Here is a 21,225-nt window from a genome sequence, read left to right on the forward strand (position 1 = left end):
GCTGATGGAATGGGATTGGAACTTTGTCTGGGAGATCATGCCGACCCTGATCCAGGGGGTGAAGATCACGATCTTGGCGACCGTGCTCGGCTCGATCCTGGCCGGTATCGTCGGTCTGGCGATCGCGCTGGCGCGGCGCTCGCCTAACCGCACGGTGTCGCGCAACGTCGGCTGGTTCGCCGAATTCATCCGCGGCACGCCGCTTCTGGTGCAGCTCTATTTCATCTTCTACGTGCTGCCCGATATCGGCATCCTGCTGCCGCCCTTGGTGGCGGGCGTCATCGGGCTTGGACTGCACTACGGCACCTATACGGCCGAGGTCTATCGAGCCGGCATCGACAATGTGCCGCGCGGCCAGTGGGAGGCCGCCAAGGCCTGCAATCTTAACGGGCGCCACACCTGGACGCATGTCATCCTGCCGCAGGCGATCCCGCCGATGATCCCGGCCTTGGCCAACTACTTCATCGCCATGTTCAAGGAGACACCGCTGCTTTCGGCGATCACCGTGCTGGAGCTGATGAACCAAGCCAAGAGCGTCGCCAATACCTATTACCGCTACATCGAGCCGATGACGCTGGTCGGCGCCTTCTTCCTCGTCATCAGCCTCTGCTCCGTCGTGCTGTTGCGTTGGCTGGAGCGTCGTTACGGCAGGATCGAGAGATGAAAGTCGTGAAACCGCTGCCCGAAATCGAGCTGGCATCGACCCGGCCCGCACTCGATGCGCGTCCGCTCGAAAAGCGCGTCGGGCTGATTGCTTTGGCCACCGATCATACCAGCGAGGTCGACTTCCGCCGCATAGTGGCGAGCGAGCGGATCGGCGTCTATGTCGCACGCATCCCCTACGCCAATCCGACGACGCCGGACAATCTGCGCAAGATGCAGCCCTCGCTTTCGAAGGGCGCGGCACTGATCTTGCCGGACGAGACACTCGATGCCGTCTGCTATTCCTGCACGTCTGCTTCCGTGGTGATCGGCGACGCCGAGATCGAGCAGGCGATCCAGGCGGCCAAGCCGAATGTTCCCGTGGTCACGCCGCCCGTGGCCGGCGTGCGCGGCCTCAACGCTTTTGGCGTGAAGCGGATCAGCATTCTCACCCCTTACACTGTCGAGACCAGCCGGCCGATGGCCGCCTATTTCGCCGCGCACGGCTTCGACATCGAGAGCGTCACCTGCCTCGGCTTCGAGGACGATCGGGAGATGGCACGCATCGAGCCTACCTCGCTCGTCGATCTGGCGCGCAAGGCGACGCATGCGCAGGCAGATGCGCTGTTCGTTTCATGCACCGCGCTACGCGCGGCGCTCGCCGTTCCAGGCATGGAGGAGGCAATCGGCCGCCCGGTCGTCACCAGCAACCAGGCGAGCGCCTGGAACTGCCTGCGGCTTTGCGGCGACGACACGGCGCGGCCGCAGTTCGGCCGGCTGATGACGAAGCCATTGGCCCGGTGAGCGGCATGCCAATGACCAAAACGGAAGTCACGCTTCAGCATATCCGCGTTGCGCGCGAACGCATTGCCGGAAAGGTCGAGTGGACGCCGACTGTGTTGTCGCAAAGCCTCTCGGATCGCGTGGGCCATCCCGTTCACCTCAAGCTGGAACATCACCAGACGACCGGCGCGTTCAAGCTGCGTGGCGCGTCCAACGCGATCGCCGCGTTGAGTCCGGAGGAAAGGTCGCGCGGCGTCGTCGCGGCATCGACCGGCAATCACGGCCGCGCGCTGGCCCATGCGGCGAAGCTCGAGGGCATGCGCGTGGTGATCTGCATGTCGAGGCTGGTGCCCGAGAACAAGCTCGACGCAATCCGCCGCCTCGGCGCGGATATTCGCATCGTCGGCAACAGCCAGGACGATGCCCAGCAGGAGGTCGACAGGCTGGTCGCGGAGGAGCGGCTGGTCATGCTGCCGCCCTTCGACCATCCCGACATCGTCGCCGGGCAGGGCACGCTGGGGCTGGAGATCATGGAGCAGGTTCCGGACGCAGCAAGTGTGCTAGTGCCGCTCTCCGGCGGCGGCCTGGCAGCCGGCGTTGCGGCGGCGGTCAAGGGGGTGAGCCCGGCCACCAAAGTCGTCGGCGTCTCGATGTCGCGCGGTGCCGCGATGAAGGCGAGCCTCGATGCCGGCCGCCCCGTGCAGATCGAGGAATTGCCGACGCTTGCGGACTCGCTGGGCGGCGGCATCGGCCTCGATAACCGGCTGACCTTTGCCATGTGCCGTGAGCTGCTCGACGACGTCATCCTGCTTTCCGAGGACGAGATCGCCGCCGGCATTCGGCATGCCTATGAGCAAGAGCGCGAGATCGTCGAAGGCGCGGGCGCGGTCGGCATCGGCGCGCTGCTTGCTGGGAAGGTCACTGCGAAAGGACCGGTGGTGGCCATCCTGTCTGGCCGCAACATCGACATGAGCCTGCATCGCCGCATCGTCTGCGGCAACGCTGCACTGACGGAGCGCCCCACATGAGCCGCATGACCATCCTCACCGAAGCCGAGCTGCGCAAGATCGTGACGCTCGATCTGGATGCGGTCGCCTGCGTCGAGAACGCGTTTCGGGCTTTGGCGACAATGCCGGTGGCGATGCCGCCAATCTTGAGGCTCGACATTCACGAGCATCGCGGCGAGGTCGACGTGAAGTCCGCCTACGTGCCCGGCATAGATGGCTTCGCCGTCAAGATAAGCTCCGGCTTCTTCGACAATCCGAAGCTCGGCCTGCCGAGCGGCGGCGGCATGATGGTGCTGCTTTCGGCCAAGACCGGTGTGGTCGAGGCGCTGCTGCTCGACAATGGCTATCTGACCGATGTGCGCACCGCCGCAGCCGGCGCGGTCGCGGCCAAGCATCTGTCGCGCGAAGACTCCGGCGTAGCGGCGATCTTCGGCGCCGGCTTGCAGGCCGGCCTGCAATTGGAAGCGCTGCGCCTCGTCAGGCCGATCGCGGAGGCGCGCGTCTGGGCGCGCGATGCGGCCAAGGCCGAGGCGACCGCGGCCCGCTTGCGCGAGAGACTGGGCATCATGGTGCGTGCCGAGCCGGATGCGGCGAGGGCGGCAGCGGGCGCCGACATCATCGTCACCACCACGCCTTCGACCGAGCCGCTGATCAAGGCCGGGTTCGTCTCGGCCGGCCAGCACATCACCGCCATGGGCTCGGATGCCGAGCACAAGAACGAGATCGCGCCGGCGATCCTTCGCCTGGCAGATCTCTATGTCGCAGACAGCGCGAAGCAGACGCGGCGCTTGGGCGAGCTTCACCACGCCATCGAGGCAGGGGCGATGGCGGCCGACGCGGAAGTCACTGAGCTCGGCCAGGTCATCGCCGGGAAAAAGCACGGACGACGATCGGCCGGCGACATCACCATCGCGGATCTCACCGGCACCGGCGTGCAGGACACCGCGATCGCCACCTTAGCCCGCGACCGCGCTGGGGCGGCGAAGACGGGAACGATTTTCGAAAGCTGAATATGGCCGTGAGGCCCAACAAACGAGGACCAACAAAATGCAGCCGAACCTGAAATTCTCGCGAGGCGAATTTGCCGATCGCCTCGCCAAGACGCGGAAAGCCATGGAGGCCAAGGGGGTCGATCTGCTGATCGTCAGCGATCCGTCCAACATGGCGTGGCTGACCGGCTATGACGGCTGGTCCTTCTATGTGCATCAGGCGGTCATCGTGCCGCCTTCGGGCGAGCCGGTCTGGTATGGCCGCGGCCAGGACGCCAACGGCGCCAAGCGCACCGCCTATCTCGCGCATGACAACATCATCGGCTACGCCGACCACTACGTGCAGTCGACCGAGCGGCACCCGATGGACTATCTCGCCAGCGTGCTTGCTGATCGCCGCTGGGACAAGCTGACCATCGGCGTCGAGATGGACAATTATTGGTTCTCGGCGGCGGCCTTCGCCTCGCTGCAGAAGCACCTGCCCAACGCCCGCTTCGTCGACGCCACCGCGCTGGTCAACTGGCGGCGCGCCGTGAAGAGCCCGACCGAGATCGACTATATGCGCAAGGCCGCCCGCATCGTCGAGGCCATGCATCAGCGTATCGTCGACAAGATCGAGGTCGGCATGCGCAAATGCGATCTGGTCGCCGAGATCTATGATGCCGGCACGCGCGGCGTTGAGGGCATCGGCGGCGACTATCCGGCGATCGTGCCGCTCTTGCCATCGGGCGCCGACGCCTCGGCGCCGCATCTCACCTGGGACGACCAGCCGATGAAGGCGGGCGAGGGCACGTTCTTCGAGATCGCCGGCTGCTACAACCGCTACCACTGCCCGCTGTCGCGCACCGTCTTCCTCGGCAAGCCGACGCAAGCCTTCCTCGACGCCGAGAAGGCGACGCTCGAGGGCATGGAGGCGGGCCTTGCCGCCGCCAAGCCGGGCAATGCCTGCGAGGACATCGCCAATGCCTTCTTCGCCGTGCTGAAGAAGTACGGCATCGTCAAGGACAACCGCACCGGCTACTCGATCGGTCTTTCCTATCCGCCGGATTGGGGCGAGCGCACGATGAGCCTGCGCCCCGGCGATCGCACCGAGCTCAAGCCCGGCATGACCTTCCATTTCATGACGGGTCTGTGGCTCGAGACAATGGGACTTGAAATCACCGAATCGATCCTGATCACCGAGACCGGCGTCGAGTGCCTAGCCTATGTGCCGCGCAAGCTGTTCGTCAAGGATTGAGGCCTATGTCAGCTCTGCCTCCATCGCCGATCACGCCGACAGTCGATTTCGAGCGCGACGGTGTCCAGCACGGCTTCCTGCGCCTGCCTTACAGCCGCGACGATTCCGCCTGGGGCTCGGTGATGATTCCGATCTGCGTGATCTGCAACGGCGAGGGGCCGACGGCGCTGCTTACCGGCGGCAATCACGGCGACGAGTATGAGGGGCCACTGGCGCTCTACGAGCTCGCTCGCACGCTCGACCCGAAGGATGTCACCGGGACCGTCATCATCGTGCCGGCGATGAACTATCCGGCGTTCCGCGCCGGCAGCCGCACTTCGCCGATCGACAAGGGCAACATGAACCGCAGCTTTCCCGGCCGGCCGGACGGTAGCGTGACGGAAAAGATCGCCGACTATTTCCAGCGCGAATTGTTGCCGCGGGCGGACATCGTGTTCGACTTCCACTCCGGCGGAAAGACGCTGGACTTCGTGCCGTTCTGCGCCGCGCATACGCTGCTGGACAAGGAGCAGGAGAAAAAGGCCTTCGCCGCGGTCGAGGCCTTCGCGGCTCCGTTCTCGATGCGCATGACCGAGATCGATACCGATGGCATGTATGACACCGCGGCTGAGCAGATGGGCAAGGTCTTCGTCACCACCGAGCTCGGCGGTGGCGGCACGGCCCGGGCCGAGACCGTGCGCATCGCTCGCCGTGGCATCCTCAATGTGCTTCGCCATGCCGGCATCGTTGATGGCGCCGTCGAGAAGAGCCAAACCCAATGGCTCGACATGCCTTCGGGCGACTGCTTTGCATTTGCCGAAGACGAGGGCATGATCGAGACCATGATCGATCTCGGCGAGAAGGTGGAGGAAGGCCAGGTCGTGGCGCGCATCCATTCGACCGGTCGCACCGGCACCGCGCCCCAGGAGATCAAGGCCAGGATGTCAGGGCTCCTGGCCGCGCGCCATTTCCCCGGCCTCGTCAAGGCCGGAGATTGTGTCGCGGTGCTTGCCGTCGAGGTTGACTGAAGCGCGCCAGGTAGAAGCGACGCCGTAACGCCGCCAAGGCCACCTGCGTTACGGCTCGCATTCAACTGTGGAATAGGTAGGCAATCGAGTCCGGCTTCATCTCGATCGAGAAGCCCGGCGCCGTCGGCGGCATGTAGGCCGCATTCTCAATGACACAGGGCTCGAGGAAATGCTCGTGCAGGTGATCGACATATTCGATCACCCTTCCATCCTTGGTGCCCGACACCGCGATATAGTCGATCATCGACAGATGCTGGACATATTCGCACAGGCCGACGCCGCCGGCATGCGGCCATACCGGCAGGCCGAACTTGGCGGCGATCAAAAGCACGGCCAGCACCTCGTTCAGGCCGCCCATGCGGCAGGAATCGATCTGCACGATATCGATCGCGCCGCCGGCGATGAACTGCTTGAACATGATGCGGTTCTGGCACATCTCGCCGGTCGCAACCTTGATCGGCGCCACCGCCTTGCGGATCTTGGCATGGCCGGCGACATCGTCCGGGCTGGTCGGCTCCTCGATGAAGAAGGGCTTGGCGAAGGCAAGATCGCGCAGCCAGTCGATCGCCTGGTCGACCTCCCAGACCTGGTTCGCGTCGATCATCAGGTAACGGTCCGGACCGATCACCTCGCGGGCGATCCTGAGACGGCGGATGTCGTCGGCGCGGTCGCGGCCCACCTTCAGCTTGATGTGATTGAACCCCTCGTCGACTGCTTCCTGGCAGAGGCGCCTCAGCTTGTCGTCGGGATAGCCGAGCCAGCCGGCCGATGTGGTATAGCAGGCATAGCCTTCGCGCTCGAGGCTGGCGATGCGCTCGGCCTTGCCGGCCTCGGCCTTCCTCAGGATCTCCAGCGCTTCGGCCGGCGTGATCGCATCGGTGAGATAGCGGAAGTCGACGATGCGCACGATCTCTTCCGGGCTCATGTCGGCGACAAGGCGCCAGACCGGCTTGCCGGCTTCCTTGGCCCACAGATCCCAGACCGCATTGACAACCGCGCCGACGGCGAGGTGCATGGCGCCCTTGTCCGGGCCGATCCAGCGCAACTGGCTGTCGCCGGTCACGTGATGCCAGAAGCGGCTGGGATCTTGCTTGACCCAGTCGAGGTCGATCCCGACAACAAGATGGCGCAGCGCCTCGATCGCCGCGCAGCAGATCTCGTTGCCCCGGCCGATGGTGAAGGTGAGCCCGTGGCCGCTGAGCCCCTCGCTATCGGTGTCGAGGATGACATAGGCGGCCGAATAATCGGGGTCCGGATTCATCGCGTCCGACCCGTCGAGGCTCTGCGACGTCGGGAAGCGCAGATCGAAGACGCGAAGATCGGTAATGCAGGTCATGCTCGGTGCCTCATCAGATCGACCAGCCGCCGTCGATATTATAGGCCTGCCCGGTCGTATAGGTGGCGCCGGCGAGATAGACGGCAAGATCGGCGATCTCCTCCGCCGTGCCCAACCTTCCCATCGGCTGGCGGGCGATGAAGGCGGCACGGGCGGCCTCATAGTCGCCTTGCGCCCGCATGCGGCTTTCGAGCGAGGGGCTCTCCACCGTGCCGGGGCAGATCGCGTTGCAGCGAATGCCTTTACCGACATAGTCGGCGGCGATCGATTTGGTCAGCCCGATCACGGCCGCCTTGGTCACGCCATAGGCGAAGCGGTTGGGCACGCCTTTCGGGGCGCCGGCGACCGATGCCATGTTTATGATCGAACCATCGCCGCGCTCCAGCATGCCGGGCAGCACGGCGCGGATAGTGCGGATCATGGCGCGCACATTGAGGTTGAAGGCAAAGTCGAGGTCCTCGTCCTTCATGTCGAGGATCGAGCCGGAATGGACGAAGCCGGCGCAGTTGAACAGCACATCGACGCGGCCGATTTCGGCGAAGGCGGCCTTCACGGCCTCGTCGTTCAGCACGTCGAGCTTGCGAGTCTTGATGACCGAGGTGTTGCCGAGCTCGGCCAGCGCCGCTTCATTTATGTCGGTGGCGTGGACGATCGCGCCAGCCTTGGCGAAAGCCAACGCGCTAGCCCGGCCGATGCCTTGCGCAGCGGCCGTTACGACCACCACCTTGCCTGTCAGATCAGCCATGTTGTTTTGTCTCCGTCTTCAGCCGAGCCGGGGGCGCCGCTCGACGATATAGATGTGATCGGCGGCCAGCACGACTTCGTCGCGCTGGTTCAAAACCTCGACGCGTTCGATGACGCGCCCGGAGTCCGGCCGCTTCGGATCGTCTTCCTTCGCGGCGATCGTCGTGCGCGTGCGGATCGTGTCGCCGATAAAGACCGGCTTGATGAAGCGCAGCCTGTCATAGCCGTAGGAGAAGGCGACCGGGTTGATGACGCTCGCGGTCAGGCCGACGCCGACCGAGAACACCAGCGTGCCATGCGCGATGCGCTGGCCGAAGGGCGTCGTCTTCATGAACTCGGCGTCCATGTGGTGCGGAAAGAAATCGCCGGTGTGGCCGGCATGGACGACAAAGTCGGTCTCGGTGATGGTGCGGCCGCTGGTCAGCCGCGACGAGCCGATCTCGTAGTCCTCGAAATAGGTGACCTGTTCCATGCCGTTCCTTACGGTTTTGCGGTGAGCGGCGTCGCCGGCGCGGCGCTCGAACGATAGGCGGCTTCCACCAGTGCCATGGTGTTCCAGGCATCTTCGACGGAGCTGACCAGCTCTTTGTCTTCCCCGGAGGCGAAGCGCTGCACATTGGCCATGCGCCCGACAAAGGCGTCGGGGAACCATTCGCCGGTGAGCGGCACGGCGACCCAATCGGAGCCGCCTTTAGGGTGGATTTCCAGCACGTCGGGCTCGCCGCGCGGATAGTCGAGATTGAGGCCAAGCCTGACGTAGGCGGCGCCCTCGGTGCCGCAGATACGGAAATCGCAGGCCTGATGCCGGCGTCCGAACTTATGATCGTGGTTGATCGAGAGCGCGCAGCGCACCGTGTCGCCATAGTCGAGGATGGCGCTGGTACGGGTCTGCGCGACCTTGTGATTGGGATGGCCGAGCGTCTTGGCATGCACGCCCTTCGGGTCGCCGAGAAGCTGCCGGATCACGTCGAGATAGTGGATCGAATGCATGGCGATCTCGACACGCGGCGCCGTAAGCAGGAATTCCCAGAGCTGCCACGGCGTTGCGAGCGCCAGCCAGGCATCGAAGTCGACGACCTCGCCAAGCCAGCCCTTGGCGATCGCGTCCTTCAGCGCCAGCATCATTGGCGCGAAGCGAAGCTGGAAATTCACTGCAGCCTTGAGCTTCTTGGTGCGACAGATTTCAAGGATCTCGGTTGCCTCGCCAAGGTAGTTGCCCATCGGCTTCTGGATCAATGCGACCGCGTCGTCGGGCAGGGCCTTCAGCACCTCGGCGTGCCGGCCGGGCGGCGTTGCGAGATCGAAGATCGCATCCTTGACGGCGGCCGCTTCGTCCACCGAGCCGAATGCCGTCACGCCCCATTGTTCGGCCAGTTTCCGAGCCTTGGCCTGGTCCGGATCGTAGAGACCCACCACTGGAAAACCAGCCTTGCGATAGGCCGGGAAATGCGCATCGCCGACGATCGAGCCGGCGCCGAAGGTGACGATCGGACGCGGCTTTGCAGGCATCGGCCAGGATTGCGCCAGCGAGGCGGGATCGAAGGCATCAGTCATGGTGGAAGACTTCATCCATCGTCGCCCACCACTCGCCCTCCTGCCTTGTCGGCAAGGGTTCCTGGCATGGCATGCAGACCGACCACCATTCCTGGGTCTTCGGATCGGCGGCCATCTTGGCCATGTCGGCGGCATAGTCGGTGCCGTGATACTCGAAATAGGAGAACAGCAGGTTCTCCGGCCGCTTGAGGTAGATCGAGTAGTTCTTGATGTTGCAGGCGGAGATCATCTCGAGCACGTCCGGCCAGACGGCGGCGTGCAGGCGCACGTATTCCTCGATCTTTTCCGGCTTCAGGCCAAGCACCATGCCCATTCGCTGCATTCTCAGTTCCTCCGCTCCGTGACGGTGACGCTGAATTCGACGACGCTCAGCGCCTCGATCGCATCGAAATCCCAGTCGATGCCGAGGCCCGGCTCGTCCGGCGCCAGGGCGTGGCCGTTTTCGATCACCATCTTCTTGCCCGTCAACTCATCCAGCTGCGGAATATATTCCACATATTTGCCGTTCGGCACCGCGCAGGCCAGGCTGACATGCAGTTCCATCAGGAAATGCGGGCAGATCGGCATGTCGAAGGCTTCCGCCATATGTGCCACCTTCAGCCAGGGCGTGATGCCGCCGATGCGGCCGACATCGACCTGGACGATGTTGCAGCCGCCCCTCTGCATATATTCGCGGAAATGGCGGATCGAATAGAGCGACTCGCCGACGGCGATCGGCGTCGCCGTCGAATTCGATAGCCGCACATGGCCGTCTATGTCGTCGGCCGGCAGCGGTTCCTCGATCCAGGCGAGATCGAGATCGCGCAGCCGCTCGGCGCGCCGGATGGCTTCGTCGACGGCAAAACCCTGGTTGCAGTCGGTCATGATCTCATAGCCGTCGCCGACCGCCTTGCGCACGGCCGACAACCGGGCAAAATCCTCGGCGCCGTGCGGCTTGCCGATCTTGACCTTCGAGCCGGTGAAGCCTTTCGCCTTGGCGGCCAGCGCATCTTCGACAAGCGCTTCAGTCTCGATGTGCAGCCAGCCGCCTTCGGTGGTGTAAAGCGGACAGCGGTGCTTGGCGCCGCCGGCAAGCTTCCAGAGCGGCAGCTTCTGCTTCTTCGCCCGAAGGTCCCAGAGCGCAGTGTCGATGGCGGCGAGCGCGATGGCCGTGATGGCGCCGATGGTGGTGGCGTGCGTGGCGAATTCGAGATCGTGCCAGATGGCCTCGATCCGGTCGGCATCCTCACCGATCAGGCGCGGCGCGAGGTGGTCGGCCAGAAGCCGCATCACCGAAGAGCCGCCGGTGCCGATCGTGTAGCTGTAGCCGATGCCGACCGCCCCGTCGACGTCGGTGATGGTGACGATCGGCGTCTCCTGGCTGACGAAACTCTGGATGGCGTCGGTGCGCTTCACCTTCGGCACCAGATCGACCATTGCAAGCTCGACTTTCTCGATCTTCGCCATCGTCAGGCCCTCAAGGATTTGCCGGTTTCCGCGGAAAAGAGATGCGCCTGCGACAGGTCGAAGCTCATCGCCACGCGATCGCCCGCCCGCAATGGCCTCGGGTTCAGCATCCGCGAAACCCAGTCGCGGCGGTCGAACTCGGCGAACACCAGCGTCTCGTTGCCGAGCGGCTCGGTCACCGTCACCGGCAGCTCGATCTCGTGGACGTCAGCGGCATCGCCCGAATGCAGGCCGTGGCCCACGGGGTAGAGGTCGTCGGGACGCAGGCCGAACACTACCTTGTCGCCGGCGTTCACCTTGGCCTTGAAGCGGCCTGGCAGCGGCAGGCTCTGTCCGCCGGAAAAGACGATTTTGCCGTCGTCCACGGTCGCCTCCTGCAGGTTCATCGGCGGCGAGCCGATGAAGCCCGCCACGAAGCGTGTCGCCGGCCGCTGGAAGACCTCGTCCGGCGTGCCGACCTGCTCGATGTTGCCGTCCCGCATGATGACGATGCGGTCGGCGAGCGTCATCGCCTCGACCTGGTCGTGAGTGACGTAGATGACGGTGGACTTCACCTTGGCGTGCAGCTTCTTGATCTCGGTACGCATCTGCGTGCGCAGCTTGGCGTCGAGATTGCTGAGCGGCTCGTCGAACAGGAAGACGTCCGGATCGCGCACGATGGCGCGGCCCATGGCGACGCGCTGGCGCTGGCCGCCGGAAAGCTGGGAGGGGCGGCGCTCGAGCAGCGCATCGAGGCCGAGAATGGCCGAGGCCTCGGCGACGCGACGGTCCATCTCTTCCTTCGGCGCGCCGGCGATCTTCAGGGAGAAACCAAGGTTTTCGCGCACCGTCATGTGCGGATAAAGTGCGTAGGATTGGAACACCATCGAGATGTTGCGCGAACGCGGCGGCAGATCGTTGACGATGCGGTCGCCGATCTCGATCGTGCCGCCGGAGATGTCTTCCAGCCCGGCGATCATGCGCAGCGTGGTCGACTTGCCGCAGCCGGACGGCCCGACCAGCGCGATGAATTCGCGGTCGGCGACATCGAGGTCGATGCCGTGCACGATCTCCATGTTGCCGTAACGCTTGGTCAGTTTCTTGAGCGAGACAATCGCCATCGGATCAACCTTTCACCGCGCCGGAAGTCAGGCCGCCGACGAGGTGTTTCTGGACGATGAAGGTAAGGAGCAGCGCCGGGATGATCATCACCACCGCCAGCGCGCACATGCCGCGCCAGTCGATGGTGAATTCGGCGGTGTAGTCGAGCAGCCCGACGGGGAGCGTCTTGGAATTGATCGAGCGCGTCAGCTGCGAGGCGAGCGCGAATTCGTTCCAGGAGGTAAGGAAGGCGAAGATGCCGGCCGACGCGATGCCTGGCCCGGCGAGTGGAAACTCGACCTGCCAGAAGGCCTGCCAGCGCGTGCAGCCATCGATTTGCGCGGCCTCGGCGAGATCCTTCGGCACCTGGCGGAAGAAGCCGTCGATCAGCCAGATGGTGAACGGCACATTGAGCGCGACATAGGCGAGGATCAGGCCGAAATGCGTGTCGATGATGTCGAGCCGCGCATAGACGAAAAATAGCGGCAGCGACAGCGCGATGCCGGGCACGGTGCGGGTCAGCATCAGGCCGAGGAACATCGCCGACTTGCCGCGGAAACGGTAGCGCGCGAAAGCGTAGCCACCGGCCATGCCGATGGCGATGGCAATGACGGTCGAGGTCACCGAGATGATCAGGGAATTGCGGAAATAGTCGAGGACGGGAATGCCGCCCTTGCCGACACCGCTGAACATGGCGACGTAGGCATCGAGCGAGACCTGCTGCGGGATCCAGACCGGCGGCTTGGCAAGGATCTCGACCGTCGGCCGCAGCGAGGACAGCACGATCCAGATGCCGGGCAGACAGATCAAAAGCATGGCGAGGAACAGGCCGACGCGGTGGGCGACGACGCCGGCGCGGCGCCTCAGACGGGCGGATGCGTTGGCGTCCATCGTCACCACTCCGCGCCGATCTGGGTCCGTGCCGCGGCGAGCTTCTTGAAGAAATAGACGGTGAAGACGATCGACAGCAGGATCGAGAAATAGGCCATCGCATTGGCCACGCCCATGCGCGCGTCACTGTAGGCGGTGCGCGCGACCAGCGTCCACAACAGTTCCGTGCGACCGGCTGGGCCGCCATCGGTCATGATCTTGACGATGTCGTAGGCGCGCGCAACGTCGAGCGAGCGGATGGTCATGGCGATATAGGCGAAGGGCATGATGAAGGGCCAGGTCACATAGCGGAAGGTTTGCCACGGCGTGCAGCCGTCGACGCGTGCCGCTTCGACCGGCTCCTTCGGCATGGCGAGCAGGCCGGCGAGGATCAGGATCGCGAAGATCGAGGTCGACGACCAGATCTCCGCGACTGAAATGGCGATGAAGGCGAGATGGCCTTCGATCAGCCAGGGAATGGCGTCCCGCGTGATGCCTAGCGACTGCAGCGCGTTGTTCACCAAGCCGATATTGTCGTTGAACATGAACTTGAACTGGAAGCCGACCAGGATCGGCGAGAACATCATCGGGAACATCATGATGGTGCGCAGCAACCGCTGGCCGCGGCTTGCCTTCTCGACCAGCAGCGCGAGGCCGAGACCGAGCAGCATTTCGAGATTGAGCGCGATGGTGAGCAGGAGCACGGTGCGGCCGAAGGCCCACCAGAAATTCGCGTCGGACAGAATGTTGCGATAGTTGCGCAGGCCGATGAAGGTGAAGAAGGTTTCCGGCCGCGTCAGCCTGAACGGCGTGAAGCTCGAATAGAATGACAGGCAGAGCGGCACGACCACCACGGCCGCCAGAACGAGCACGGCCGGCAGCAGAAGAAGCGTTGGCGCGGAAAGCCGCTTGGCCGTCATGCAAAGTCCCAAAATTGTTTGCACGGCCGGCGATCCAATCGCAGGGCGGCCGCCTCGGTCAAAGCGGCGCCGGTCGTGAAGACCGGCGCCGCTGGGAGGATAGTCCTTAGAGCTTGCCGGCGTCCTCGAGGATCTGCGTCGCCTTGGCGGCAGCGTCGTCGAGCGCCTGCTTGGAGGTCTTGTCGCCGAGGATGGCGGCCTGAAGTTCGGGATAGACCGCGTTGGAGATCTCGATCCATTCCGGCGTCTGCGGCACCGGGAAGGCGTTCCTGGCGGCTTCCTGGAAGGCCTGCAGCACTTCGGTTTTGTAAGGATCGGACTTGGCCTGCTCGAGGTCCCATTCCCACACCTTGGTGCGGGTGGGCAGCGGGCCGGCCGCGGCTTCCAGCTTCTGGCTGTCCTCGTTGGTCAGCCACCAGACGAGGGAGGCGGCGGCCTCCTTGTTGGCGCAGTTTTCGGTCACCGAGAAGCCATGCGCGCCGGACCAGCCCGAGCGCTTGCCGGATGAGCCCTTCGGCTGCACCTTGACGCCGACATTGCCGGCGACCTTGGACGACTTCGGGTCGTTGAAGAAGCCGGCCCAGCCCGGCCAGTCGAGGTTGAGCGCCACCGTGCCGGACGCGAACCCCTGGCCGAGATCATCCCACAAATAGTTGGTCGTGCCGGCGGGCACAGCCTTGGCCTTGTAGAGCTTGACGAACCAGTCGAGCGCCTTGACGCCGGCCTCGGAGTTGAAGGCAGGCTTGCCGTCCTTGTCGAGATATTCGCCGCCGTCGGCGATCAGCATCTCGTAGAAGCGGCCGTTGATCGCCTCTTCCTTGCCGGCATATTGCGTGCCGTAGAAGTCGGGCGGGCTGGCGAAGAATTCCGCCTGCTGAGCCATCTCGTCGAAGGTGTCCGGCGGGGCGAGCTCCTCGCCGTACTTCTCCTTGTAGGCCTTCTTCTTGGCCTCGTCCTGGTAGAGGCTCTTCTGGTAGTAGAGCGCCGAGACGTCGAACTGCGCGCGCGGCAGCATCACCAGCTTGCCGTCGAGCGTACCGGCGGCGATGTTGGCCGGGACGAAAGCGTCGATCTCCTCCTTCGGCAGCAGCTTGGCGAGGTCAGTGTAGATGCCTGGATATTGGGGCGCGAACGAGGTGTGGTTGGAGCCGACGCACCAGGTGATCGAGTTGGAGGCGATGTCCGACTTGATCTCCTTGTCGAGATCGAAGTGGTTCTTCTTGGAGATGACGTTGACCTTGGCGCCGGTCGCCTTCTCCCACTCGCCGATGCGCGCGTAGAGTTTTTCGTATTGCTGGCCGCCGATCAGCTTGGCGTCGATCGTGACGCCGGTGAACTTGCCCGGCAGGTCGGCCGCAAAGACCGCACCCGATGCCATGAGCAATGCGCCGGCGGCGACGCCGGAAAGCAGTCTGTTCATGAATATCCTCCCTGGAACGGCCGCAGGCCGTCATGGCTGAAGCTCCATGCTTCATTCATATGCAAACAAATTATTCATAAGTCGTCAAGCCGAAACTTCTTCCCTATGAAGGCTGTCTTGCGTATATGAAGATCACAATTCACCAGAGGGCATCGGGTGCAGGACGACGAGGAAGATCGCTATCGCGCGCCGGCACTGGACAAGGGGCTGGACATTCTGGAACTGCTCGCCAGCGTCGATGGCGGCCTGACCCAGGCCGAGATCGCCAAGCGGCTCGACCGCAGCCCGAACGAATTTTACCGGATGCTCGACCGTCTGGTGAAACGCGGCTACGTCACCCGGCCAGACGGCGACCGCTATTCGCTGACCCTGAAGCTGTTCGGGCTTGGCCAGCTGCATGCACCGGTGCGCAGGCTGGTCTCCTACGCCACCTCGATCATGCGCGAGCTGGCCGAGACCTCCTGGCAGGCAAACCAGCTCGTCGTGTTCGACCGCGGCAGCGCCGTGGTCATTGCCCAGCAGGAAGCGCCGCGATACTGGGGCATCTCGATCCGCGTCGGCTCGCATATCAGCCTGTTCGACACCGGCTCGGGACATGTGCTGCTGGCCTTCCGCTCGCCGGAAGAGCGCGAGATGATGATCGCCGAGCATTTGCGCAGCAACGAGGAGATGAAGTTGTCGCCCGACTTCTTCGCCCGCCTTGACCAGGTGCGCGATCGTGGCTACGAGATGATGGCTTCGCTGCAGACCGCCGGCGTCTACAATCTGTCGGCGCCGGTGCTCGGTTCCGACGGGCACGGCATCGCCGCGCTCACCATACCCTATATCACTCTGGTCAACGCGCCGGCAGCGCCCGATATCACCAGGACCATCACGCTGCTCCAGGCAGCAGCGGCCCGCCTGTCGCAACTCGCCGGGTCGGATGTCAGGTCAAAGGAATAATTCTTATTTGAATGGCGAATTCTCCGGTGAGATGATCGAGTCCATGTCTGAAGCATGTCGTTTGCGCAAAAGCCGCTGCGCAATTCGGGCCACGTGGATAGCGCGACAAGGGAGGAAGCCATGATCGTCGATACCCACCTGCATCTCATCGACAGGGCGGCGCTACGCTATCCCTGGCTGTCCGGCGTGCCGGCCCTCGACCGCGATTTTTCCCACGACGAATACGCCACCGAGGCGCGCCGCGCGGGCATAGAATTGGCGCTCCATATGGAGGTCGACGTCCACCCGGCAGATATCGCGGCTGAGACAGGCCTTGTCGAAGGACTGTCGAACAAGCCCGGCAGCCTGGTGCGGGGCGCGATCGTGTCTTGCCGGCCGGAAGAACCTGGCTTCGCCGCCTGGCTGGACAAGGTGAAGGCCGATCCATTTGTCAAAGGATTCCGCCGCGTGCTGCATGTCGTGCCCGACGACGTCTCCGAGGGCGCCCTGTTCCGCGAGAACATCAGGCGCATCGCCGGCAGCGGGCTGACCTTCGATCTTTGCGTCCTGCCGCGACAGATGAGCCAAGCGATCGCGCTGGTCGATTTGGCGCCTGACGTGCAATTCGTTCTCGATCATTGCGGCGTGCCCGACATCCAGGGCAAGGCCCAGCATCCCTGGCGCGAGCAGATCGCCGAGATCGCCCGGCGCCCCAATGTCGTCGGCAAGATCTCCGGCGTCGTCGCCTATGCCGATCCGGCGAGCTGGACCGTCGAGACCCTGCGGCCTTATGTCGAGCACACGATCGGCAGCTTCGGCTGGGATCGCGTCGTGTGGGGCAGCGACTGGCCGGTCTGCACGCTCGGCGGCGGACTGCTCGGCTGGGTGGCGGCGACGCACGCCCTCCTTGCCGGGGCGAGCGAAACCGAGCGCGCGAAACTGCTCTCCGGCAACGCGAAGAAGCTCTGGCGGCTGTGAGCCGCAAGGCCGATGCCTGACTGTATTAGCGGGGCGCCGCGAAGCTCTGCCGGAACAAGCGATTGATGTCGGCGACGACGCGGGGGGCGTCCTGCCGGCCGGCAAGACCCTCGTTGAGGCGATCGGACGCCGCCTGCTGAAACGCCATGTAGCCGTCGTGGCGCGGGCGCACCCAGGCGCCTTCCAGCGTCGCCCGCGTGCCGCGGTAGAAGTCGCCCGTCGCGACATTCACGGCTTCGTCCTCCCAGGCGGCGGCATGGCCGGGCTGGCCGCCGGCGGCGGCATAGAGGCCGCGCTGCACGTCGCCGCTGGCGATCCAGTAGGCGAAGTCGATCGCTTCCTCGCCGGCAGCGGAAAAGGCGGAGACGGCGATGCCGGTGCCGCCGAGCGCGGAGCCGACCGGGCCGTTGCCGCCCACAGTCGGCATGTCGCAAAAGAAGAGCCGGTTCGGCCGGAAGCCTGCAGTGGCATAGGGCACGTAGCCATAGATCAGCGGCGCGCAGGCGATGCGCGAGCCGGCCTCGGCCATCTTTTCGAACACCGCAATCGGATCCATCGTCAAGCACTCGGGATGGAGGAGTGCCGCGATCTCACGCAGCATTTCGAAGACGGTCTCGCCGGTATCGGGATCGATCAGATCGCTCGGGCTTTCGACTGCACATGGCCGGCCGAGATCGGCGGCAAGCGTGAAGAAGCACATCAGCGAGTGCGGCGGCCTCAGCGGCAAGAGCACTCGGCCCCGCTGGGCAAGCTCCAGCACTTCGGTCCAGATCTTCGGCGCGGCGTCTATCAAATCGGGTCGCCAGGCCTGCACCTGCGTCGCGGCGTCGATCGGAAAGGCCCATTGCCGGTCCTGCCAAGTGTAGCTCGGATAGGATCGGCCGACGCTTGCCTTCGCCAGCGCTTCGCGCTCCGCCTCGCGGCCGGGCACGTCGAGCGGGGCCAGGCACTTCTCGGCGGTGATCTGGCCGACATGCGGATGATCGATGACGATCAGGTCGTAGGCGCGGGCGAGTTCTTCGACAGAGAAGGACTCGAAGTCCTGCAGCGAGCGCTTCTCCCACTCGATGGAGACGCCGGTCTTTTCCTGCCACAGCCTGGAGCACGCGATCATCGGATCATAGCCGCGCGGATGGTTCCAGGTCATGCCCTTGAGTGTCGTCACAGGCCGAACTCCTTGCGGATTTTTGCGCTGTGCTCGCCGACGCGCGGCGCCGCCTGCTCGACTTTGGCGCGCATGCCGTCGATCCTGAGCGGTGACCGCGTGGTATCGATCGAAACACCGTCCTCGCGCGTCACGGTTTGCAGCAGGTCGAGCGCCTTGAAGCCGTCGCTTTCCAGCACCTCTTTCCAGTTCAGCACCTTCGCGCACCAGATGTCGGCGGGCTCGAGGATCGCCAGCCATTCGTCGACCGACTTCTGCGCGATGCGTTGCGCGATGATCGCCTTGATCTCGTCGCGTGCTGTGAACCAGGTCGCCGGCTGGTCGCGATAGGGCGCCAGCCCCTCGATCTCGAGCAGGTCGGCGAGCTTCGGGATCGGCGTCATGGCGATCGCCAGGAAGCCGTCCTTGGCCGGATAGACTCCGTAGGGCGCCGCCAGATAGGCGTGGGCGCTATGGAACGACGAACGGCGCGGCAGCCGCCGGCCGTCATTGAGATGCGTCGTCAGCACCTCGAACTGGAGGTCGATCAGCGCCTCGAACAGGCTGGTCTCGACATGGCTGCCCGCGCCGGTGATGCCGCGCCGGACCAGTGCTGCAAGGATGCCTTGCGCACAGGCGGCGCCGGCCAGCATGTCGGCGATTGCCAGGCCGAACGGCACCGGACCCTGATCTTCGTCGCCGTTCAGCCACATGACGCCGGAGCGCGCCTGGGCAAGCAGGTCCTGGCCCGGACGCTTTACCCACGGTCCTTCCTCGCCATAGCCGCTGATCGAGGCGTAGACCAGGCGCGGATTGATCGTGCGCACATGCTCGTAATCGAGGCCGAGCCGCTCGATGACGCCGGGCCGGAAGTTCTGAATCAGCACGTCGGCCTTGGCGAGCAGCCCGCGCAGCGCTTTAAGGTCGTCGTCGTTCTTCAGATCGACCGCAAAGCTTTCCTTGGCACGGTTGATGGCGTGGAAGATGGTGGAATCACCACCGATCTCGGTGTCGCTGAGATAGAGCCGGCGCGACAGGTCGCCACCATCGGGCCGCTCGATCTTGATGACGCGGGCACCAAGGTCGAGGAGCCTCAGCGAGCAGTAAGGTCCCGACAGGAACTGGCTCATGTCGACAACGACAAGGCCGGACAGCGGCTGTTCGGCGGCCATCATTGCTTCTCCGTCTTGCCGGCGAAGTCGGCCGGGTCCCTGTATTTCACCGTCTGCAGATGCTCGCAGTAGAGCACCAGGTCGCCTTCGCCCTTGAACACTTCATAGCTGGCGCGGATCAGCCCCATGTCCTTGTAGCGGGGCTTCTTTTCCATGTTGGTGCGGATCGAATAGATGGTGTCGCCGATGAAGACCGGCTTTATGAAGCGGAGCTTGTCATAGCCGTAGGAAAAGGCATTGACGCAGTTGGTGGCGACTAGACCGAGCCCGGCCGAGAAAACGAACGCGCCCGCCACGAGGCGCTTGCCGAAGATACCTTCGCGCTCGGCGAACATCTGGTCCTGCACATAAGGGTGGATGTCGAGCACCAGGGTGTTGAAGAGATGACTGTCGCCTTCGGCCATAGTGCGCCGGAGCGAGCGGATTTTCTGGCCGATCGGCCAATCTTCATAGAACCAGTTTTCGGCATTCCATACCGGCAGCAAGGCGTGATTGGGCGGCATGTCGGCAGGGCAGGTCGAAACGACGCCGACGGTGGGCGGGAAGCTGGTCATTGCGCTGTTCGTCCGCTCCGGGAGAATGGCCGCACCGTTCCGGCAAGCCGGAGTCGGACGCGATCGATCCTCCAAATCTTCTTTTGTGAATACTATATTCACATATGAGATTTGCGCACAAGCCGGTCAGGTGAAATTTTGCCTGCACGATCGAACTCGGAGTTGCCTTGGATGCAGCAGGCACAGCGCCAGGCCCGGCTACTTCCGGCAGTTGCCGGCGGACTTCCGGGTCACGGCGAACGCCGCTGTGCCGGCCGGGATGGCGAGGCGCTTCTGCCAGGAAAGGACCGCCACCGGCCCGAATCATGCAAAACCAATGATTGTTTCAGTCAATCCTACAATTGTAACCCGCCTAAGGGTAATGCGACGATCAGTTGTAGGCGGAGGAGCACTGCACGATCCCGTCAAATCCGGCCAATAAAATTAGCTTCGATAGCGGTGTAATTGGTTAGTAATCGATCGTCAGGATAACCCGGACCTCGACATATTTGGTGCCTTTTTCTTGAGTCGACTATGGCGGTTCTCGGCGCATTCCCTCCCGGTATCGGTTGCCGGCCCTTCGACGAGGGGGATTGGGGAGGCGTGGCGGATTGCCTGCACCGAGGGTTTCCGGAGCGCAGCAGGAGCTATTGGATAGAAGCGCTGACCCGCCTGTCGCAGCGGCCCGCGGTCGCCGATTTTCCGCGATATGGGTTCGTCCTGGAGAAGTCGGGCCGGATCGTCGGCGCGGTGCTTACGCTCTATGCCAGGCACAGAAGCCTGGAAGGCGATGAAATCCGCTGCAATCTCTCGAGCTGGTCCGTGGACGCGGAATTCCGGCCCTATGCCAGCCGGATGATCGCGACGGTTATCCTGCGCAAGGATGTGGTCTACACCAATATTTCTCCATCGTCCGGGACAGTGAGGCTCAACAAAGCCTTCGGTTTTCGCCTGTTTTCCGGCGGACAGATCGCCTTCTTGCCCATTCTGAATGGTATGCCGCGTCCGGACCGGGTGTTGGAAGCCTATGCGGACCTCGCCGAAATGGCTGAACTCACCGACAACGAAAGATACATATTGCTCGAGCACGCCGCGTTGGGCTGTCTTTCGCTGATCTGCGTCTGCGACGGTCTGGCGTTGCCGCTTGTTCTGAAGCCGCGCCGGATATTGCATGGCCTCGTGCCGTGCTGCCAGGTCGTCTACTGCCGATCCCACGCGGATCTGGTCAGGTGCGCCGGGGTCGTGGGCCGCTTTCTCCTGCGGCGCGGACAGCTGCTTTGCCTCGTCGATGCGATGGGGCCGGTTCCCGGTCTGTCCGGCAGGTATTTTCCGAACAAGGGAATCAAATATTTCAAGGGTCCGAAATCGCCTTCTCCGGGAGACCTGACGTTCACCGAAATGGTGCTGTTCGGTTCCTGAACGAAATCGCGAAGCCGGTCTGG

Annotated in this window: 22 protein-coding genes; 9 read left to right on the top strand and 13 right to left on the bottom strand. The window is 64.0% G+C overall.

From position 1 onward, the window contains the following. The first annotated feature begins 4 nt into the window (after positions 1–4). The 6 genes from ehuD to doeB are packed head-to-tail and all read left to right on the top strand — an operon-like array spanning position 5 to position 5,665. On the top strand, positions 5–664 hold the full coding sequence (ehuD, locus tag CK224_RS06565; protein WP_095781458.1) for an ectoine/hydroxyectoine ABC transporter permease subunit EhuD: 660 nt from the start codon (positions 5–7) through the stop codon (positions 662–664). Between the two features lie 5 nt (positions 665–669). Then, positions 670–1,446 (top strand): ectoine utilization protein EutA, encoded by a 777-nt coding sequence (gene eutA, locus CK224_RS06570; protein WP_095781459.1) that lies wholly within the window; start codon positions 670–672, stop codon positions 1,444–1,446. Between the two features lie 11 nt (positions 1,447–1,457). Then, entirely contained in the window at positions 1,458–2,453 is a 996-nt protein-coding gene (gene eutB, locus CK224_RS06575; protein WP_095781184.1) for a hydroxyectoine utilization dehydratase EutB, read from the top strand. Then, positions 2,450–3,442 (top strand): cyclodeaminase, encoded by a 993-nt coding sequence (locus CK224_RS06580; RefSeq protein ID WP_095781185.1) that lies wholly within the window; start codon positions 2,450–2,452, stop codon positions 3,440–3,442. Before eutB ends, CK224_RS06580 begins: the two co-directional genes overlap by 4 nt. Positions 3,443–3,479: 37 nt before the next feature. Then, positions 3,480–4,658 carry an ectoine hydrolase DoeA gene (gene doeA / locus CK224_RS06585; RefSeq protein WP_095781186.1) on the top strand — a complete coding sequence of 393 codons (1,179 nt, stop codon included), beginning with the start codon at positions 3,480–3,482 and terminating at the stop codon, positions 4,656–4,658. A 5-nt stretch (positions 4,659–4,663) separates the two neighbouring features. Next, positions 4,664–5,665 carry a N(2)-acetyl-L-2,4-diaminobutanoate deacetylase DoeB gene (doeB, locus tag CK224_RS06590; RefSeq protein WP_095781187.1) on the top strand — a complete coding sequence of 334 codons (1,002 nt, stop codon included), beginning with the start codon at positions 4,664–4,666 and terminating at the stop codon, positions 5,663–5,665. Positions 5,666–5,726: 61 nt separating this feature from the next. On the opposite strand, the gene CK224_RS06595 is transcribed toward doeB, so the two are convergent. From CK224_RS06595 to CK224_RS06640, 10 genes are all read right to left on the bottom strand, one after another. After that, positions 5,727–7,001: an L-fuconate dehydratase gene (locus tag CK224_RS06595; protein WP_095781188.1), complete on the bottom strand. Its 1,275-nt coding sequence runs from the start codon at positions 6,999–7,001 to the stop codon at positions 5,727–5,729. A gap of 13 nt (positions 7,002–7,014) precedes the next feature. Further along, positions 7,015–7,746, bottom strand: a complete 732-nt coding sequence (locus tag CK224_RS06600) for an SDR family oxidoreductase (protein ID WP_095781189.1) — start codon at positions 7,744–7,746, stop codon at positions 7,015–7,017. 18 nt (positions 7,747–7,764) lie between these two features. Further along, positions 7,765–8,217: a MaoC/PaaZ C-terminal domain-containing protein gene (locus CK224_RS06605; RefSeq protein ID WP_095781190.1), complete on the bottom strand. Its 453-nt coding sequence runs from the start codon at positions 8,215–8,217 to the stop codon at positions 7,765–7,767. A gap of 8 nt (positions 8,218–8,225) precedes the next feature. Then, complete coding sequence (locus tag CK224_RS06610) at positions 8,226–9,299, bottom strand: Gfo/Idh/MocA family oxidoreductase (protein WP_095781191.1); 1,074 nt, start codon at positions 9,297–9,299, stop codon at positions 8,226–8,228. Continuing rightward, positions 9,292–9,621 carry an L-rhamnose mutarotase gene (locus CK224_RS06615; protein WP_067002289.1) on the bottom strand — a complete coding sequence of 110 codons (330 nt, stop codon included), beginning with the start codon at positions 9,619–9,621 and terminating at the stop codon, positions 9,292–9,294. The genes CK224_RS06610 and CK224_RS06615 overlap by 8 nt, the downstream gene beginning before the upstream one ends. A 2-nt stretch (positions 9,622–9,623) precedes the next feature. Continuing rightward, the gene (locus CK224_RS06620) at positions 9,624–10,745 is read right to left on the bottom strand and encodes a mandelate racemase/muconate lactonizing enzyme family protein (RefSeq protein ID WP_095781192.1); all 1,122 of its coding nucleotides are present in this window, start codon (positions 10,743–10,745) and stop codon (positions 9,624–9,626) included. Positions 10,746–10,747: 2 nt separating this feature from the next. Beyond that, a complete protein-coding gene (gene ugpC, locus CK224_RS06625; protein ID WP_095777214.1) occupies positions 10,748–11,845 on the bottom strand; it encodes a sn-glycerol-3-phosphate ABC transporter ATP-binding protein UgpC in 1,098 nt (365 codons plus the stop codon). 4 nt (positions 11,846–11,849) lie between these two features. Continuing rightward, positions 11,850–12,716 (bottom strand): carbohydrate ABC transporter permease, encoded by an 867-nt coding sequence (locus CK224_RS06630; protein ID WP_095777215.1) that lies wholly within the window; start codon positions 12,714–12,716, stop codon positions 11,850–11,852. Positions 12,717–12,718: 2 nt separating this feature from the next. After that, entirely contained in the window at positions 12,719–13,615 is an 897-nt protein-coding gene (locus CK224_RS06635) for a sugar ABC transporter permease (protein ID WP_095777216.1), read from the bottom strand. A 106-nt stretch (positions 13,616–13,721) separates the two neighbouring features. Further along, positions 13,722–15,035, bottom strand: a complete 1,314-nt coding sequence (locus CK224_RS06640; RefSeq protein WP_095781193.1) for a sugar ABC transporter substrate-binding protein — start codon at positions 15,033–15,035, stop codon at positions 13,722–13,724. Positions 15,036–15,191: 156 nt separating this feature from the next. Between CK224_RS06640 and CK224_RS06645 the strand changes: the two genes are divergently transcribed. Both CK224_RS06645 and CK224_RS06650 read left to right on the top strand, forming a co-directional pair. Further along, positions 15,192–15,977, top strand: a complete 786-nt coding sequence (locus CK224_RS06645; protein WP_095781194.1) for an IclR family transcriptional regulator — start codon at positions 15,192–15,194, stop codon at positions 15,975–15,977. Between the two features lie 120 nt (positions 15,978–16,097). After that, positions 16,098–16,934 carry an amidohydrolase gene (locus CK224_RS06650; protein ID WP_095781460.1) on the top strand — a complete coding sequence of 279 codons (837 nt, stop codon included), beginning with the start codon at positions 16,098–16,100 and terminating at the stop codon, positions 16,932–16,934. 25 nt (positions 16,935–16,959) lie between these two features. Here the strand turns inward: CK224_RS06650 and CK224_RS06655 are convergent, their stop codons facing one another. The 3 genes from CK224_RS06655 to CK224_RS06665 are packed head-to-tail and all read right to left on the bottom strand — an operon-like array spanning position 16,960 to position 19,804. Continuing rightward, positions 16,960–18,081 carry an extracellular solute-binding protein gene (locus tag CK224_RS06655; protein WP_095781461.1) on the bottom strand — a complete coding sequence of 374 codons (1,122 nt, stop codon included), beginning with the start codon at positions 18,079–18,081 and terminating at the stop codon, positions 16,960–16,962. A gap of 14 nt (positions 18,082–18,095) precedes the next feature. Then, positions 18,096–19,253 (bottom strand): CaiB/BaiF CoA-transferase family protein, encoded by a 1,158-nt coding sequence (locus tag CK224_RS06660; RefSeq protein ID WP_095781195.1) that lies wholly within the window; start codon positions 19,251–19,253, stop codon positions 18,096–18,098. Then, a complete protein-coding gene (locus CK224_RS06665) occupies positions 19,250–19,804 on the bottom strand; it encodes a MaoC family dehydratase (protein ID WP_095781196.1) in 555 nt (184 codons plus the stop codon). Before CK224_RS06665 ends, CK224_RS06660 begins: the two co-directional genes overlap by 4 nt. Before the next feature lie 513 nt (positions 19,805–20,317). Here CK224_RS06665 and CK224_RS06670 point away from each other — a divergent pair. Continuing rightward, positions 20,318–21,202, top strand: a complete 885-nt coding sequence (locus CK224_RS06670) for a hypothetical protein (RefSeq protein WP_245425758.1) — start codon at positions 20,318–20,320, stop codon at positions 21,200–21,202. Positions 21,203–21,225 lie beyond the last annotated feature (23 nt).

It is taken from the genome of Mesorhizobium sp. WSM3862, assembly GCF_002294985.1.
In the GTDB taxonomy this organism is placed as follows: Bacteria; Pseudomonadota; Alphaproteobacteria; order Rhizobiales; family Rhizobiaceae; genus Mesorhizobium.

Bases quoted from the DNA above. Each gene is read 5' to 3' on its own strand.
- ehuD (WP_095781458.1), top strand. From the start codon at position 5: ATGGAATGGGATTGGAACTTTGTCTGGGAGATCATGCCGACCCTGATC.
- eutB (WP_095781184.1), top strand. From the start codon at position 1,458: ATGACCAAAACGGAAGTCACGCTTCAGCATATCCGCGTTGCGCGCGAA.
- CK224_RS06580 (WP_095781185.1), top strand. From the start codon at position 2,450: ATGAGCCGCATGACCATCCTCACCGAAGCCGAGCTGCGCAAGATCGTG.
- doeA (WP_095781186.1), top strand. From the start codon at position 3,480: ATGCAGCCGAACCTGAAATTCTCGCGAGGCGAATTTGCCGATCGCCTC.
- doeB (WP_095781187.1), top strand. From the start codon at position 4,664: ATGTCAGCTCTGCCTCCATCGCCGATCACGCCGACAGTCGATTTCGAG.
- CK224_RS06595 (WP_095781188.1), bottom strand. From the start codon at position 7,001: ATGACCTGCATTACCGATCTTCGCGTCTTCGATCTGCGCTTCCCGACG.
- CK224_RS06600 (WP_095781189.1), bottom strand. From the start codon at position 7,746: ATGGCTGATCTGACAGGCAAGGTGGTGGTCGTAACGGCCGCTGCGCAA.
- CK224_RS06605 (WP_095781190.1), bottom strand. From the start codon at position 8,217: ATGGAACAGGTCACCTATTTCGAGGACTACGAGATCGGCTCGTCGCGG.
- CK224_RS06610 (WP_095781191.1), bottom strand. From the start codon at position 9,299: ATGACTGATGCCTTCGATCCCGCCTCGCTGGCGCAATCCTGGCCGATG.
- CK224_RS06615 (WP_067002289.1), bottom strand. From the start codon at position 9,621: ATGCAGCGAATGGGCATGGTGCTTGGCCTGAAGCCGGAAAAGATCGAG.
- CK224_RS06620 (WP_095781192.1), bottom strand. From the start codon at position 10,745: ATGGCGAAGATCGAGAAAGTCGAGCTTGCAATGGTCGATCTGGTGCCG.
- ugpC (WP_095777214.1), bottom strand. From the start codon at position 11,845: ATGGCGATTGTCTCGCTCAAGAAACTGACCAAGCGTTACGGCAACATG.
- CK224_RS06630 (WP_095777215.1), bottom strand. From the start codon at position 12,716: ATGGACGCCAACGCATCCGCCCGTCTGAGGCGCCGCGCCGGCGTCGTC.
- CK224_RS06635 (WP_095777216.1), bottom strand. From the start codon at position 13,615: ATGACGGCCAAGCGGCTTTCCGCGCCAACGCTTCTTCTGCTGCCGGCC.
- CK224_RS06640 (WP_095781193.1), bottom strand. From the start codon at position 15,035: ATGAACAGACTGCTTTCCGGCGTCGCCGCCGGCGCATTGCTCATGGCA.
- CK224_RS06650 (WP_095781460.1), top strand. From the start codon at position 16,098: ATGATCGTCGATACCCACCTGCATCTCATCGACAGGGCGGCGCTACGC.
- CK224_RS06655 (WP_095781461.1), bottom strand. From the start codon at position 18,081: ATGACCTGGAACCATCCGCGCGGCTATGATCCGATGATCGCGTGCTCC.
- CK224_RS06660 (WP_095781195.1), bottom strand. From the start codon at position 19,253: ATGATGGCCGCCGAACAGCCGCTGTCCGGCCTTGTCGTTGTCGACATG.
- CK224_RS06665 (WP_095781196.1), bottom strand. From the start codon at position 19,804: ATGACCAGCTTCCCGCCCACCGTCGGCGTCGTTTCGACCTGCCCTGCC.
- CK224_RS06670 (WP_245425758.1), top strand. From the start codon at position 20,318: ATGGCGGTTCTCGGCGCATTCCCTCCCGGTATCGGTTGCCGGCCCTTC.